Genomic DNA, 14,791 nt, shown 5'->3' on the forward strand with positions numbered 1-14,791 from the left:
CACGATGACCGTAGTTTGCGCCATTAATGTGACCGCTTTGCTTAAAAGCGTTCGCGTGCCTGGATCAGGCGGGCGGCAAAACCGCTGGCATCGATCTCGCCGACGACGCGCAAATCCCGCCATTCGTTGCCCTTGGCGTCGAACAGCAGGATCGCAGGTGGCCCGAACAACTGATAACGGTCGAGCAGGGCGCGTTGCGCGGGGTTGCTTTCGGTGATGTCGAAACGTACCAACTCATAGTCGCCCAGCTGGCTGCCGACCTGCGGGGCGCTGAGCACTTCGCGCTCGATCACCTTGCAGCTGATGCACCAGTCGGCGTACCAGTCGAGCAGCAGCGGTTTGCCGTTATTTTTTGCAGCGAGCAGGGCCGCGTCCAACTCAGCTGGGGTGCTGATGGCTTGCCACTGGCCTGATTGCACCTGAGTCGCCTCGGCGCTGCTGACCATCCGCCCGAGTGGGCGCAGCGGATCATCCTGCCCCTGCAGCGCGCCAACCCAGGCCACCAGGGCGTAGACCAGCAGCGGCAGGCCCAGCAGCTGGGCGAGCTTCTGGTGATGAGTCTTGGGGGTCAGCTCCAGCGCGCCGAGCCAGAGGGCCACGCCGGCGGCCAGCAGGCCCCACAGCGCCAGGCTGACCGGCCCCGGTACGACGCGTTCGAGCAGCCAGATGGCCACCGCCAGCAGCAGAGCACCGAACAGGTTACGCACGGTGAGCATCCAGGGCCCGGATTTCGGCAGCAGCGCGCCGCCGCCGACGGCGAACAACACCAGCGGTGCACCCATGCCCAGGCCCAGGGCCAGCAGCTTGAGGCCGCCGCCCAGGGCATCGCCGCTGGCGCTGATATACAGCAGGGCACCGGCCAGTGGCGCGGATACGCAGGGCGATACCAGCACGCTGGACAGCACGCCGAGGGCCGCCGCGCTGAAAATCGTGCCGCCGTGCAGGCGCTGGCTCAGACGCTGCAAGCGACCGTCGAGGGCTGCCGGCAGGCGCAGTTCGAGAAAGCCCAGGCTGGCCGCGCCGAACAGGGCGAAGAAAATCGCAAACGGCACCAGCACCCAGGGCGATTGCAGGCGTGCCTGCAGATTCAGTTCGGCACCGAACAGGCCCATCAGCGCGCCGAGAATGGCAAAGCTCAGGGCCATTGGCAGCACGTAGGCCAGCGACAGCACCAGGCTGCGCAGGCCGCCTGGCTGGCCGCGCAGCACCACGCCGGTGAGGATCGGCAGCATCGGCAGCACGCAAGGCGTGAAGGTCAGGGCCAGGCCGCCGAGGAAGAACAACGCCAGATCGGTCCAGCTCCAGGATGTCGCTGCATCCGCGCTGGCGTTGCCGGGCGCTGCACCGCCGCCGATGGCCAGTACTATGGTTTCCGGCGGGTAGCACAGACCTTTGTCGGCGCAGCCCTGGTAGTTGACACTGAGATTGAACGGGAGGTTGTCCGGGTTCGCCACCGGCACCTCGATGTCCATCACCTCGTAATATACCTCGACCTCGCCGAAGTACTCGTCGGTCTTGGCCTGGCCGGCCGGCAGCACGGCCTCGCCTAGGCGCACGCTCGCCGGTTCAGCACTGAAACTGAAGCGATGACGGTAGAGGTAGTAGCCCTCGGCGGCGACGAACCGCAGTTTGATCGACTCGCTCGAGCTGTCGATCAGGTTGAGCTTGAAGGCTTCGCTTACCGGCAGAAAATCCGCGCTGTTGTTCAGTGCCGCACCCAGTTGCGCAGGCGCAGGGCGCTGGTCGAGCAGACCGGCGCTGGCGGGCAGGACGAACAGAAGCAGAAGCAGGCTGAGTAGACGGTGCATGGCAGGCTCGTGATGCGGGAATCGCCGCATCATAACGGAGGCGCAAGGCTGCGCGCATGCCTTAGCCTGTAAGCGGTCTTGTCTGCAGGCCGGATGGTGCGCGACAGATTGCCGCGCCAGCGGCCGTCAAACCCTGAAGGCCTGCACCGCGGTATGCAACTGACCGCCCAGTTGCAACAGCTGCTCGCCCTGGTTGCGCCCTTCGCCGATGCGCAACAGGTTGTCGCCGCCCAGCTTGTGGATGCGCTCGCTGTGGCCGCGGATCTCGCTGACCGCGCCGCTCTGCTGGGCAGTGGCGTCGGCGATGCGTTCGGCCATGCTGGCGATGGTGCGGATCGCTGCGACTATCTCGTCCAGCGCGCCATCGGCCGCTTCTGCCTGGCTGGCGGTATGTTCGGCATGCTGGACCTGGGCGCGCATGGCCTGCACCGACTGCAGGGCGGCCTGTTGCAGGCGGCCGATCAGCGCCTGAATCTCGGCGGTCGCGCCGCTGGTGCGTTGCGACAGCGAGCGCACCTCGTCAGCCACTACGGCAAAACCGCGGCCCAGTTCGCCGGCCCGCGCCGCTTCGATGGCGGCATTCAGGGCCAGCAGATTGGTCTGCTCGGCGATGCCGCGGATCACCGTCAGCACCTTGTCGATGGTGGCGGTTTCCTCGGCCAGGCGTTCGATGGCCTGGGCATTGCCCTGCACCTCGCCGACCAGTGAGTGCAAACCGCTCAGGCTCTGGCCGATCACCTGCTGGCCCTGGCCCAGTGCGCGGTCAGCATCACGGCTGGCATCGGCGGCCTGGCTGGCGTCGCCGGCCACCTGCTGGATGGTGGCCTGCAGCTCGCCGAGGGCGTCGTGAATCTGCGCGGTATCGCCGGCCTGGCGCTCGGCCCCGCCGTGCAGGCCGCCGCTGAGCTCGGCCAGGGTGCGGCTGGAGCCAACCACCTGTTCGGCGTGCTGGCGGATGGTACCGACCAGGTCGACCAGGTAGGCGCGCAGACGATTGAGCGAGGCTTCGATATCCGCCAGCTCGCGGATCTTCGAGCCCAGGTGGATATCCGTGGCGAAGTCGCCCTGGGCCCAGGCGGAGAGGGACGGCACCAGGTGGGTGAGGATCTTCGTCAGGCGGCGTTGGATGGTGTCGATGATCAGGGCGATCAGCAGAATCAGGCCGATCATCAGGCCCAGAATCAGTTGCACTTCGCCCTGGATACGTCCGTGTTCGGCGCGCACCAGAGGCTCCAGGGCGGCCAGGGCCTGCTGCACCTGATCGACCTGAGCGCGGGTGCTGCTGGCCAGCACGCCGCGTTGCTCGATCAGCTCACGGGTGCGCTGCAGTTCGGCCGGGTAGCGCTTGATCAGGTTGGCCAGGTCGCGCTTGAGGGCAATGCCGCGGTCTTCGGCCTGGCTGCTTTCGCTGCTTTCGTCTAGGCCCAGCAGGCCGGCAAAGCTGTTGCTGGCGGACTGCTCGGTCTCGGCCACGCCGAGCAGCGGTAAATCGCTGAGTGCCTGCGCCTGTTTTTGCAGTGCGGTAAGTTCGCGCTCGACCTCGCTGACCAGTTCGCCGCGGCCGCTGCTGACCAGCTTGGCCCGGGCATGGCCCAGGCGCGTGAGATGGCGGGCCGCGCTGAACAGCGGGCGGCGATAGCCAGCGGCTGCGGCGGGTTCGCCGCTGTCGGCGTAGTTCGCCAGTTGTTCCAGTGCTGCTTCCATTTCCCGTTCGGCTTGCAGCAGCAGGCCCTGGGGATCGCCGGACAGCTTGCCGGCGGCCAGCAGCTGGTTGGCGCTGAAACGCTGCAGTTCGCTCAGGCTGGGACGCAGGTTTTCCGCCAGCTGTGTTGGCAGGTCGGCGAGCGCCAGCTCCAGGGCAGCCAGGGATTGCAGGGCGGCGCTATGGCGCAGGGCGTCGCCGCTTTCCAGGTATGCCGCAATGTTCTGTGCGCTCTCGCCTTGAAACTGTTGCGACAGGCTCAGGTAGCGCTCCATCAGCTGGTAGGGGCGCTCCAGGGCGCGCTGCGACCACCAGAGCGTCGCCGTCAGGGCCACACAGACGGCGACCAGCAACAGGGTGTTGAGGTTGGTAAGGGATTTAAGGCGCATAGGGCTCGACCGATGGGGAACGGTACGGGCCACCTCCGGGGTGACCGCTAAGTCCGGGAGTTTATTGCTTTTTCATGACCGTAATATGACGGCGCGTGCTGCGTCACAGTTTTCTGCCGGTTGCTCGGCGGTCTGCTTCAGTCGCCCTGGTAAATCTCCACCCGGTTGCGCCCGCCATGTTTGGCCACATAAAGCGCCTGGTCGGCCTGCTGCGAGAGCAGTTTGCCGTCCAGTTCTGGGGCGAGTTGGGAGATGCCGCAACTGAAGGTGCAGGACAGTTCGTGGGGCTGCGCCGAGTACTGGATTTCGGCGAAACGCTGGCGGATTTCGTCAAGCACCAGCTTGGCCGACTGGGCATCGGTGTCTGGCATCACCACCGCAAACTCCTCACCGCCGTAGCGGCCGATATGGTCGCTTTTGCGCAGGCGCTGCTTGAGGAACAAGGCCAGGCTCTTGATTACCCGGTCGCCCATGGGGTGGCCGTAGGTGTCGTTGACCTTCTTGAAGAAGTCGATATCGATCATGGCAAAGCTCAGCGGCTGGCTATCGCGCTCGGCACGAAAGCGCGCATCTTCGAGCAGTTGCAGGGTGTGGGTGTGGTTGAACAGGCCAGTCAGGCTGTCGCGCACCATGCGCGCCTTAAGGTTACGCGCGCGGGCGGCGCGGTTGCGCACCGTGGCGATCAGATGGCGCGGCTTGATCGGCTTGGTAAGGAAGTCATCGCCGCCTTCGCTCATGGCGTCGAGCTGCTTGTCCAGATCGTCTTCGGCCGATAGGTAGATGATCGGTACGCTGACGTAGCGGTCGTTGTGACGAATCACCTTGGCCAGTTCCGGGCCGTTGCACTCGGGCATATACATGTCGAGGATGATCAGGTCCGGCTGGAATTCAGCCAGCTGACCCATGGCGGCAATCGGCTCGATCAGGGTGCGGGTGATGATGCCGGCACTGTTGAGCACCCGTTCGGTGTGGGTGGCCTGTGCCCGCGAGTCATCGATGATCAGCGCCTTGTAGGGCTCGTACTGGGCCACGTGGGTGAGCACTTCAATGCGCTCGAACAGGTTCGAGGCATCCAGATTGCCGGTGAAGAACTCCTGGCCGCCGGCCCGTACTGCCGCTAGACGAGTGGGGGTGTCGGTGTCCTGGCGGCTGAAAAACAGCAGCGGGATCTTGTGCTCCAGGCCTTCCTGTACCGCCTGGGCCAGTTCCAGGCCGCAGCCCGGGCCGGAGAAGTCGACGTCCATCAGAATGGCTGCCGGGTGGCGCTCCAGCACCGCGTCGCGAAACCCGTTGGCGCTGTCGAAGGGCAGCGCGGTCATGCCGAAGAACTCCAGGCGCTGGGCCAGCTGCTCGGCCTGGTCAAGATGCTGCAGGGCCAGGTAGACCGGCTTGCGCAGGGGCGGCAGGACGGTCTGCTCGAAGCGGTCGCCATGGCGCAGGCCGGTACGCGACAGGCGCTGCATCAGCAGGTTGAGCTGGCTGATCAGTTCGCTATTGAGACGGCCGCGATTGCTCGCGACCTGCTCCAGGCAATGACCGATTTCCCCCGCCAGCTGGCTGTGCTCGGCCTGCTCGAAGCGTCCGGCATAGCGCAGCAGCAGTTGGTTGGCCTGGTCCAGCTCGCGCATGCCGCTGTCATTCCACTCGCTGCGCTGCAGGCGTTGCCAAACCTCAAGCAGCTGGCGTGCCTGGTTGATCACGCGCTGGGCGAAGTGCTGTTTGAGACGGTCGCTGCTGGGGTCTTCGTGTTCGGTCATGGCCTTTGGTCTAATTAGGCGGCCTGGCGGTCGCGGGTAATGGCGCATTGCCAGTAATGCTACCACCGACAATTGCCTCTGCGGGTGCCGTCGATCTATTGGCGGCGGCCTTCTGTCTAGAACGTCACACTATGTGACAACGGCAACCGGTAGTAAGTTTGCCGCGCGACGCTGCGCAGCACGTCGCGCTTCCCTTATAGTGCTAGGGTCTGTTGCCGCTTCCGCGCGGTCGTGATGGCGCGGCAATAAACCTTAGGATCTGTTCGCAACCCTGTGCAGGGCTTGCGGTCGAATCACCGAGTTGAGTAAACAAAGGACAAGGCCATGCTGGATTGGAAGAACCGAACTGCCGGCGCACGCAATGGTGCTGCGGACTCCGTCGATAACGTACGCAGCTATTTCGCCGGCGGCTGGGCCGTCCGTGTGGTGGGCGGTCTGCTGGGGCTCTACCTGCTGCTGGCTGTGATCGTGGGCTGGTACTGGAGCCAGGAACCGGCGCAGTTCTCCGTGCAGCAACGTGCCGAAGCCGCCTCCCAGGCGCGCGGGCACAAGCTGGTCAATGGCTACACCACTGCCGAAACCCTCAAACAGGTGGCCAATACCCTGCTCGACAAGCCGGGTGGCTACCTGTCCAACGACCTCGCACCGCCGGGCCTGTGGCTCGATAACATGCCGAGCTGGGAGTTTGGCGTGCTGGTGCAGGTGCGTGATATGTCCCGCGCGCTGCGCAAGGACTTCACCCGCTCGCAGTCGCAGTCCACCGAAGATCCGGACCTGGCTAAGGCCGAACCGCGCTTCCACTTCGACAACAAGAGCTGGGCGCTGCCGGCCTCCGAGGCTGAATACGCCGAAGGCATCAAGTCGCTGGACCGCTACCTGGCGCGTCTGGCCGATCCGAGCCAGTCCAATGCGCAGTTCTATACCCGCGCCGATAACCTCAACAACTGGCTTGGCGATGCCGCTACGCGTCTGGGTTCGCTGTCGCAGCGCTTGTCGGCCAGTGTCGGTCAGGTGCGTCTGAATACCGCAGTGGTCGATCCGAGCCAGCTGGGTGGTGGTGCGCCGGCCGATTTTGTCGAGGGGGTGAATTACGAAACCCCGTGGCTGCAGATCGACAACGTGTTCTACGAGGCGCGCGGTCAGGCCTGGGCCCTGGCCCATCTGCTGCGCGCCATCGAAATCGATTTCGCCGATGTGCTGGCGAAGAAGAACGCCACCGTCAGCGTGCGCCAGATCATCCGTGAGCTGGAGGCCGCGCAGGAAACTCTGTGGAGCCCGATGATCCTCAACGGCAGCGGTTACGGCCTGCTGGCCAACCACTCGCTGGTGATGGCCAACTACATCTCGCGGGCCAATGCCGGCCTGATCGACCTACGTCAGCTGTTGTCGCAGGGCTGATCCATGGCCTGGTCCGAGGCCGAGGTGGCGCACCGCGCCGCCTCTGACGCCGAGCTGATCGCCTGGGTCGACGAGCAGGACCAGCCCCTGGGCGGCGTGCTGCGCGGCGAGTTGCGCGAGCGCCGGCTGATCGGTCGGGGCACTTATATCCTGCTGTTCAACGGTGCCGGCCAGTTGTGCGTGCACCGGCGTACCCTGAGCAAGGCGCTGTACCCCGGTTACTGGGATGTGGCGGCTGGCGGCATGGTGCTCGAAGGCGAAAGCTACGCCGAATCCGCCTCCCGCGAACTGGCTGAGGAGCTGGGCATCGAAGGTGCGCCGCTGATCGAGCACGCGCATTTTTTCTACGACGCCCCGGAAAGCCGCCTGTGGTGCATGGCCTACTCGGCGGTGTCCGATGCGCCGCTGCGCTTGCAGCCTGAGGAAGTGCTGGAGGCGCGGTTTATCTCCATCGACCAGGCTCTGGCCGAGACGCAGCACCTGCCGTATTGCCCCGACTCGCTGGCGGCGCTTGAGCGTTATCTGGCGGCCACTCGCTAGGTCCTCAATACCAGCCAAACCCCGCGTCAGTCCTGGCTTTGTGCAGGATATCTGGGCGTTTTGTTCGGCATCCTGAACAACGTCGCCAATCCACCGATTAATGGCGCATTTTTACACTTAGCAGCGCAGGTTTTTGCCGTTACACTGCGCGGCCTTCAAGCCCTGGCCGTGTATCGCCAGGGTGCGCTGCCCCTGCCTGAGTGGGGCTTCGCGGTCGACTATGAATGCTCAGTCGATCAGTCGCTATCCTGACCCCTTCGAGGACCAACCGGTGGTCAAGAAAGCTTCCTCATTTGCCGCCCTGAGCGGCCTGGTGTATTCCACCGACAGCGGCCGGCATTGCCCGGATTGCAGTCAGCCAGTGGACGCCTGCATCTGTAAACAGACCCTGATCCCCGAAGGGGATGGTATCGCCCGCGTGCGCCGTGAAAGCAAAGGCCGCGGCGGCAAGACGGTGACCACCATCAGTGGCGTGCCGCTGGCCATCGATGCGCTTCAGGAGCTGACCAGCGCACTGAAGAAGCGCTGCGGTTGCGGCGGCTCGCTCAAGGACGGGGTGATCGAGATTCAGGGCGAGCATGTCGAACTGTTGATCGCCGAGCTGATCAAGCGTGGCTTTAAAGCCAAGAAGTCCGGCGGCTGATCCAGTCTTTTCTAAACTTCCTCGGCTAAGGGGCTGCTGTCGTTTCATCGCTTGCGCTGAAACGACAGCAGCCCCTTGGGGTCACAGCCGAGCAATCGTCATTTCCAGACTTTAATCTGTACGCGTCTTGGCACTGCCAAGGCCACTATCGCCAGCAAGGGAGACTTCGATGTCTGCACGACGCACACGCAAAGATGACGGCAGCCAATGGACCGTAGCGGACAGCCGCAGCGTCTATGGCATTCGCCATTGGGGCGCGGGTTATTTCGCGATCAATGACCAGGGCCGCGTCGAGGTGCGTCCGAACGGACCCGAGAGCACGCCCATTGACCTGTATGAACAGGTTGAAGAACTGCGCTCCAGTGGCCTTAGCCTGCCGCTGTTGGTGCGTTTTCCGGACATCCTGCAAGACCGCGTGCGTCGGCTCACCGGTGCCTTCGATGCCAATATCGCGCGCCTGGAATACCAGAGCCAGTACACCGCGCTCTACCCGATCAAGGTCAACCAGCAGGAGGCGGTGATCGAGAACATCATCGCCACGCAGAACGTCTCCATTGGCCTCGAAGCCGGCTCCAAGCCGGAGCTGATGGCGGTGCTGGCGCTGGCACCCAAGGGCGGCACCATCGTCTGCAACGGCTACAAGGACCGCGAATTTATCAAGCTGGCCCTGATGGGGCAGAAGCTCGGTCACAACGTGTTTATCGTGATCGAGAAAGAGTCCGAAGTGCAGCTGGTGATTGAGGAGGCGGCCGAACTCAAGGTCGCCCCGCAGATTGGTCTGCGCGTGCGTCTGTCCTCCCTGGCTTCGAGCAAGTGGGCGGACACTGGCGGTGAAAAATCCAAGTTCGGCCTGTCCGCGGCGCAGCTGCTGTCTGTGGTCGAGCGCTTCCGCGCCGCGGGTCTGGATCAGGGCATCCGCCTGCTGCATTTCCATATGGGCTCGCAGATCGCCAACCTGGCCGACTACCAGCACGGCTTCAAGGAAGCCATCCGCTATTACGGCGAGCTGCGTGGTCTGGGTCTGCCGGTCGACCATATCGACGTCGGCGGCGGCCTGGGGGTGGATTACGACGGCACCCATTCGCGCAACGCCAGCTCGATCAACTACGACATGGACGACTACGCCGGTGTGGTGGTGGGCATGTTGAAGGAGTTCTGCGATGCCCAGGAGTTGCCGCATCCGCATATCTTCTCGGAAAGCGGCCGTTCGCTGACCGCGCACCACGCCATGCTGGTGGTGCAGGTTACCGATGTGGAAAAACACAACGACGAGATCCCCCGGATCGAGGATGTCACCAGCCTGCCGGAAACCGTGCGTTACCTGGTCGAGCTGCTCGGCCCGACCGATATCGAGATGGTCACCGAAACCTACTGGCGCGCCACCCACTATATGAGTGACGTGGCCAGCCAGTACGCCGACGGCAAACTCAGCCTGACCGAAAAGGCCCTGGCCGAGCAGTGCTACTTCGCCGTATGCCGGCGTTTGCACAACTCGCTCAAAGCCCGTCAACGCTCGCACCGTCAGGTGCTCGATGAGCTCAACGACAAGCTGGCCGACAAGTACATCTGCAACTTCTCGGTGTTCCAGAGCCTGCCGGATACCTGGGCCATCGGCCAGGTGCTGCCGATCCTGCCGCTCAACCGCCTCGACGAAGAGCCCATGCGTCGCGCGGTGCTGCAGGACCTGACCTGCGACTCCGACGGCAAGATCCGCCAGTACGTCGACGAGCAGAGCATCGAAACCAGCCTGCCGGTGCACGAAGTGCGCGAGGGCGAGGACTACCTGCTGGGGATCTTCCTGGTCGGTGCCTATCAGGAAATTCTCGGTGATATGCACAACCTGTTCGGCGATACCGACTCGGTGAATATCTACCAGAACCCCAATGGCAGCGTGTACCACGCCGGTATCGAGACCCACGACACCATCGAGGACATGCTGCGCTACGTGCACCTGTCGCCCGAGGAGTTGATGACTCACTACCGCGACAAGGTCGCCAGCGCCAAGATCAGCCCGCGTGAACGTACCCAGTTCCTTGACGCGCTGCGTTTGGGGTTGACCCGTTCGTCCTATCTGTCGTCCTGATCGCGGGCAAGCCCGCTCCTACAAAAGACAAGGCCCCGCACTGCGGGGCCTTTTGCTATCTGCTGGCCCTGATCAAGAGCCCTAGGGTGGATCGGGGCGCGTAGCTGACGCTCTTTTCATCCACCACAAGCACAATTGGTGGATGGATAAAGCGTCATCCACCCTACGACAGCGCTCGTTAGGCCCCGATCAGGCTCTGCCCGCAGACACGCATCACCTGCGCGGTGGCCGCGCCGGAACCTGGCTGGGCGAACCAGGCCACGGCTTCGGCGACGTCCTGGGGCTGGCCACCTTGGCCCATGGAGTTCATCCGCCGGCCGGCTTCGCGGATGGTCAGCGGGATGGCGGCGGTCATCTGGGTTTCGATAAAGCCGGGGGCAACGGCGTTGATGCTGATGCCGCGTTTGGCCAGCATCGGTGCCCAGGCCTGGGCCAGGCCGATCACGCCAGCTTTGCTCACCGCGTAGTTGGTTTGGCCCATATTGCCGGCGATGCCGCTGATCGAGGCGATCAACACCACGCGGCCGTTGTCGTGCAGCTTGCCGGCGTCCAGCAGGGCCTGGGTCAGCACCTGCGGGGCATTCAGGTTGACGTTGATCACCGAGTTCCAGAACTCGTCGCTCATCTTCGCCAGGGTCTTGTCGCGGGTGATACCGGCGTTGTGTACGACGATATCGACGCCGTCCGGCAGCGCGTCAATCAGCTGCGCGGCAGCATCGGCAGCGCAGATATCCAGGGCCAAGCCGCGGCCGCCGAGGCGCGCGGCCAGGGCATCCAGCGCTTGCTTGGCGGGCGGTACGTCCAGCAGCACCACTTCGGCACCGTCGCGGGCCAGGGTTTCGGCGATGGCCGCACCGATGCCGCGCGAGGCACCGGTGACCAGGGCCTTCTTGCCGGCGAGTGGGCGGGTCCAGTCCTTGACCTGCTCGCTGCAGGCATTCAGGCGCAATACCTGGCCGGAGACATAGGCGCTTTTCGGTGAGAGGAAGAAGCGCAGCGCGCCTTCCAGTTGTGTTTCGCCACCCTTGCCGACATAGATCAGCTGAACGTTGCCGCCGCGGCGGATTTCCTTGCCCAGGGCGCGGGTAAAGCCTTCCAGTGAGCGCTGCACGCTGGCAGCAATCGGGTCTTTCAGGGATTCCGGGGGGCGGCCCAGGACCACCACCCGCGGGCATTTGCCCAGGCCCTTGAGGGCCGGCTGGAAGAAGTCGCGCAGCTCGATCAGCTGCTCGAAACGGGTCAGCCCGCTTGCGTCAAACACCAGGGCCTTGAGCTTGGGGCCGTGCTCGGCGGTCCAGCGCGGCAGCTCGAACTGGCCTTCTTGAGGGGCGAACAAAGCGTCGGTCAGCTTGTTGGCAAATGGCAGCACGGCGCTGGCCAGGCTGCCGTCGCCACCTATCAGCAGGGCACCGTCCACCGGCCGGCTGCGGCCCGCCATCCAGCGCTCCAGCAGCAGCGGAGCGGGCAGGCCGAGCGCGCCGACCAGGCGGCGACCGGCGTTGGAGTTGGCGAAGGCGAGATAACGGTCGGACATGGAATGGCTCCTGCGCATGGATCGAAAGTGCGCCCACTCTACGCAGGCCACGGCAATGCGCAATTGACCGCACCGCCTGCCGCGCTGGCAAGGCGGCCAATGCGGGTGGCCAGGTATAGGCTAGCCTTGGCCCCCATTCATCTGCCTCACTAGCCAAGGACCTCTCCATGACCCAGTCGCGCCGCGTCGCCATTGTTGGCGGTAACCGCATTCCGTTCGCCCGCTCCAATACCGTCTATGCCACCACGAGCAATCAGGAAATGCTGATCAGCGCGCTGGATGGTCTGGTCGAGCGCTTCAATCTGCACGGCGAGCGCCTCGGCGAGGTAGTGGCCGGTGCGGTACTCAAGCATTCGCGCGACTTCAACCTGACTCGCGAATGCGTGCTGGGCTCGCGCCTGGCCCCGGAAACCCCGGCCTATGACCTGCAGCAGGCCTGCGGCACTGGCCTGGAAGCGGCGCTGCTGGTGGCCAACAAGATCGCCCTCGGGCAGATCGAATGCGGTATCGCTGGCGGCGTCGACACCACCTCGGACGCGCCGATCGGGGTCAACGAAGGGCTGCGCAAGATTCTCCTGCAGGCCAACCGCGGCAAGAGCAACGGCGACAAGATCAAGAGCCTGCTGCAGATTCGCCCACGCCATCTGGCCCCGGCCGTTCCGCGCAACGGCGAGCCGCGCACTGGGCTGTCCATGGGCGAGCATTGTGAGCTGATGGCGCAGGCCTGGGCCATTCCCCGTGACGAGCAGGACCTGCTGACCGTGGCCAGCCACCAGAAACTCGCCGCCGCTTACGCCGAAGGCTGGCATGACGACCTGCTCACTCCCTTCCGTGGCCTGACCCGCGACCAGAACCTGCGCGCCGATATCAGCCTGGAAAAACTCGCCACCCTCAAGCCCTGCTTCGAGCGCAGCCCGCGCGGCACCATGACCGCCGCCAACTCGACGCCGCTGACCGATGGCGCGTCCCTGGTGCTGCTGGCCAGCGAAGACTGGGCCAAGGCCCGTGGTTTGCCGATCCTGGCTTACTGGAAGGATGGCGAAGCGGCGGCGGTGGATTTCGTCGGCGGTAAGGAAGGCCTGCTGATGGCCCCGGCCTACGCGGTGCCGCGTCTGCTGGCGCGCAACAAGCTGAGCCTGCAGGACTTCGATTACTACGAAATCCACGAGGCCTTCGCCGCCCAGGTGCTCTGCACCCTCAAGGCCTGGGAAGACGCCGACTACTGCAAGACCCGTCTGGGCCTGGATGCGCCGCTGGGTTCCATCGACCGCAGCAAGATGAACGTAAAGGGCAGCTCCCTGGCTGCCGGCCACCCCTTTGCCGCCACCGGCGGGCGCATCGTCGCCAACCTGGCCAAGCTGCTCTCGGTGGCCCAGGAAGGCCGCGGCCTGATCTCGATCTGCGCCGCTGGCGGTCAGGGTGTGACTGCAATCCTGGAAAAGTAATCAAACAGTCGTATTCGCACGCTGTGCGGGTACTGATGTATGCAACTCCGTGATTTAGAGCGGCCCACGCAGGTGGTGCCGCTCTTTTTTATGGCGCGTCATTCGATGGCCGCGCGTCCTCCGTGGCAGGGGTTGGGCGGCACTCCGCTTTAGCCGCGACTTGTAGCGCCGCCAAGGTCTGTCGCGGCTAAAGCCCCTCCCACAAAACTGCCCGTATACCATTGATTTTATGGCTTATTGCGTTTTCTGTAGGAGCGGGCCATGCCCGCGATCGAGGCCAGCGCCGATATCGAAGGCCAACCCCGTTTTTACAGGTGCCTACAAGCCAATAGACGCGATGCCTCTAGTTTGCTGCGCGACGGGGAATTTCCCTCAGCCAAGCTGACTTCACAGGAGGGCGAGCACTATTGCGTCTGGTCAGCAGACTCGCCCTCAAGCAACGCGGCCTTGCGTGCCAGGCCCCAGCGGTAACCGCTGAGGCTGCCGTTGCTGGCGATCACCCGGTGGCAGGGCACCAGCAGGCCCAGCGGGTTGCTGGCGCAGGCACGGGCGACGGCGCGGGGGTGGCTGCCCAGTTGCGCGGCCAGTTCGGCGTAGTTACGCGTCTGCCCAACTGGGATTTGCTGCAGGGCGCGCCATACCTGCTGCTGAAACGCCGTGCCGCGAATATCCAGCGGCAGCTGGGCGGCGCGCTGCGGTTCGCTGATCTGCGCCAATACCTGGCGCAAGCTGTCGCCCAGACCTGCGTCATCCATGGACAGCTCGGCGGCAGCAAAACGTTGCTGCAGTTCAGTCAGCAGGGCGGCCGGGTCGTCACCAAACAGCAGCGCGCAGATGCCCTTGGCGCTGCTGGCTAGCAGCAAGTGGCCGAGCGGGCAGGGCACGATGCTGTAGCGCAGCTGCTCGCCGGCGGCCTGTTTACGTCGTTGCGCCGGGGTCAGGGTCGCTGGCTGCTGATACAGCGCGCGGGTGCCGGAGTAACCGGCGCTTAGGGCGGCGTCCAGCACGCTGTCTGCTGCGGGCAGCTGCTGCTCCAGCCGCGCACGGCGTTGCGCTTCGCTCCAGGCCTTGGGCGTCAGCCCGGTGCGGGCCTTGAAGGCGCGCGCCAGGTGCGAGGCGGACAGGCCGATACGGGCGGCCAGTTGAGTCAGGGTTAGTGGCTTGTCGCTGTTATCGAGCAGGCGGCAGGCGGCGCTTACCAGTTGGTCAAGCTGTTCGGCAGGGCTCAGGCCCTGGGGCGAGCAGCGCCGGCAGGGGCGAAAGCCGGCCTGTTCGGCCTCGGCCGGGGTGCGCTGGAAGCTGACATTGCGCCGCAGCGGCCGGCGCGCCGGGCAACTCGGCCGGCAGTAAATGCCGGTGGAGTGCACGGCGAAGACAAACTGGCCGTCGTACTGGCTATCGCGGCTGCAGACGGCTTGCCAGCAGCTATCAGGGTCGAGCATCGCTTGGCTCCCATTGGCTATGGGCCGATTGTCGACCTTTGCCGGCGCTG

11 protein-coding genes are annotated in these 14,791 nt (G+C 64.7%); 6 read left to right on the forward strand and 5 right to left on the reverse strand.

What is annotated here, in order from left to right; genetic code table 11:
- Positions 1–41: 41 nt before the first annotated feature.
- From VMP31_RS08485 to VMP31_RS08495, 3 genes are all read right to left on the reverse strand, one after another.
- Positions 42–1,808: a protein-disulfide reductase DsbD gene (locus VMP31_RS08485; protein WP_325505995.1), complete on the reverse strand. Its 1,767-nt coding sequence runs from the start codon at positions 1,806–1,808 to the stop codon at positions 42–44.
- A gap of 126 nt (positions 1,809–1,934) precedes the next feature.
- On the reverse strand, positions 1,935–3,899 hold the full coding sequence (locus VMP31_RS08490; RefSeq protein WP_325505997.1) for a methyl-accepting chemotaxis protein: 1,965 nt from the start codon (positions 3,897–3,899) through the stop codon (positions 1,935–1,937).
- Positions 3,900–4,036: 137 nt separating this feature from the next.
- Entirely contained in the window at positions 4,037–5,656 is a 1,620-nt protein-coding gene (locus VMP31_RS08495) for a PleD family two-component system response regulator (protein ID WP_325505999.1), read from the reverse strand.
- Between the two features lie 324 nt (positions 5,657–5,980).
- Here VMP31_RS08495 and VMP31_RS08500 point away from each other — a divergent pair, with 324 nt between their 5' ends.
- From VMP31_RS08500 to speA, 5 genes are all read left to right on the forward strand, one after another.
- Positions 5,981–7,054: a DUF2333 family protein gene (locus VMP31_RS08500; protein ID WP_325506001.1), complete on the forward strand. Its 1,074-nt coding sequence runs from the start codon at positions 5,981–5,983 to the stop codon at positions 7,052–7,054.
- A 3-nt stretch (positions 7,055–7,057) separates the two neighbouring features.
- Positions 7,058–7,594 (forward strand): NUDIX hydrolase, encoded by a 537-nt coding sequence (locus tag VMP31_RS08505; protein ID WP_325506003.1) that lies wholly within the window; start codon positions 7,058–7,060, stop codon positions 7,592–7,594.
- 60 nt (positions 7,595–7,654) lie between these two features.
- Positions 7,655–7,846: a hypothetical protein gene (locus VMP31_RS08510; protein ID WP_325506005.1), complete on the forward strand. Its 192-nt coding sequence runs from the start codon at positions 7,655–7,657 to the stop codon at positions 7,844–7,846.
- 19 nt (positions 7,847–7,865) lie between these two features.
- Positions 7,866–8,237: a translation initiation factor Sui1 gene (locus VMP31_RS08515; protein ID WP_325506007.1), complete on the forward strand. Its 372-nt coding sequence runs from the start codon at positions 7,866–7,868 to the stop codon at positions 8,235–8,237.
- 169 nt (positions 8,238–8,406) lie between these two features.
- Complete coding sequence (gene speA / locus VMP31_RS08520; RefSeq protein ID WP_325506009.1) at positions 8,407–10,320, forward strand: arginine decarboxylase; 1,914 nt, start codon at positions 8,407–8,409, stop codon at positions 10,318–10,320.
- Between the two features lie 178 nt (positions 10,321–10,498).
- Here speA and VMP31_RS08525 read toward each other — a convergent pair whose 3' ends face one another.
- The gene (locus tag VMP31_RS08525) at positions 10,499–11,854 is read right to left on the reverse strand and encodes a 3-oxoacyl-ACP reductase (protein WP_325506011.1); all 1,356 of its coding nucleotides are present in this window, start codon (positions 11,852–11,854) and stop codon (positions 10,499–10,501) included.
- Positions 11,855–12,021: 167 nt separating this feature from the next.
- Here VMP31_RS08525 and VMP31_RS08530 point away from each other — a divergent pair, with 167 nt between their 5' ends.
- Positions 12,022–13,299 (forward strand): acetyl-CoA C-acetyltransferase, encoded by a 1,278-nt coding sequence (locus VMP31_RS08530; RefSeq protein ID WP_325506013.1) that lies wholly within the window; start codon positions 12,022–12,024, stop codon positions 13,297–13,299.
- Between the two features lie 404 nt (positions 13,300–13,703).
- Here VMP31_RS08530 and ada read toward each other — a convergent pair whose 3' ends face one another.
- Positions 13,704–14,741 carry a bifunctional DNA-binding transcriptional regulator/O6-methylguanine-DNA methyltransferase Ada gene (gene ada, locus VMP31_RS08535; protein WP_325506015.1) on the reverse strand — a complete coding sequence of 346 codons (1,038 nt, stop codon included), beginning with the start codon at positions 14,739–14,741 and terminating at the stop codon, positions 13,704–13,706.
- Between the last annotated feature and the right edge of the window lie 50 nt (positions 14,742–14,791).

The organism is Pseudomonas sp. (assembly GCF_035512415.1).
Taxonomy (GTDB): Bacteria; Pseudomonadota; Gammaproteobacteria; order Pseudomonadales; family Pseudomonadaceae; genus Aquipseudomonas.

Bases quoted from the DNA above. Each gene is read 5' to 3' on its own strand.
- VMP31_RS08485 (WP_325505995.1), bottom strand. From the start codon at position 1,808: ATGCACCGTCTACTCAGCCTGCTTCTGCTTCTGTTCGTCCTGCCCGCC.
- VMP31_RS08490 (WP_325505997.1), bottom strand. From the start codon at position 3,899: ATGCGCCTTAAATCCCTTACCAACCTCAACACCCTGTTGCTGGTCGCC.
- VMP31_RS08495 (WP_325505999.1), bottom strand. From the start codon at position 5,656: ATGACCGAACACGAAGACCCCAGCAGCGACCGTCTCAAACAGCACTTC.
- VMP31_RS08500 (WP_325506001.1), top strand. From the start codon at position 5,981: ATGCTGGATTGGAAGAACCGAACTGCCGGCGCACGCAATGGTGCTGCG.
- VMP31_RS08505 (WP_325506003.1), top strand. From the start codon at position 7,058: ATGGCCTGGTCCGAGGCCGAGGTGGCGCACCGCGCCGCCTCTGACGCC.
- speA (WP_325506009.1), top strand. From the start codon at position 8,407: ATGTCTGCACGACGCACACGCAAAGATGACGGCAGCCAATGGACCGTA.
- VMP31_RS08525 (WP_325506011.1), bottom strand. From the start codon at position 11,854: ATGTCCGACCGTTATCTCGCCTTCGCCAACTCCAACGCCGGTCGCCGC.
- VMP31_RS08530 (WP_325506013.1), top strand. From the start codon at position 12,022: ATGACCCAGTCGCGCCGCGTCGCCATTGTTGGCGGTAACCGCATTCCG.
- ada (WP_325506015.1), bottom strand. From the start codon at position 14,741: ATGCTCGACCCTGATAGCTGCTGGCAAGCCGTCTGCAGCCGCGATAGC.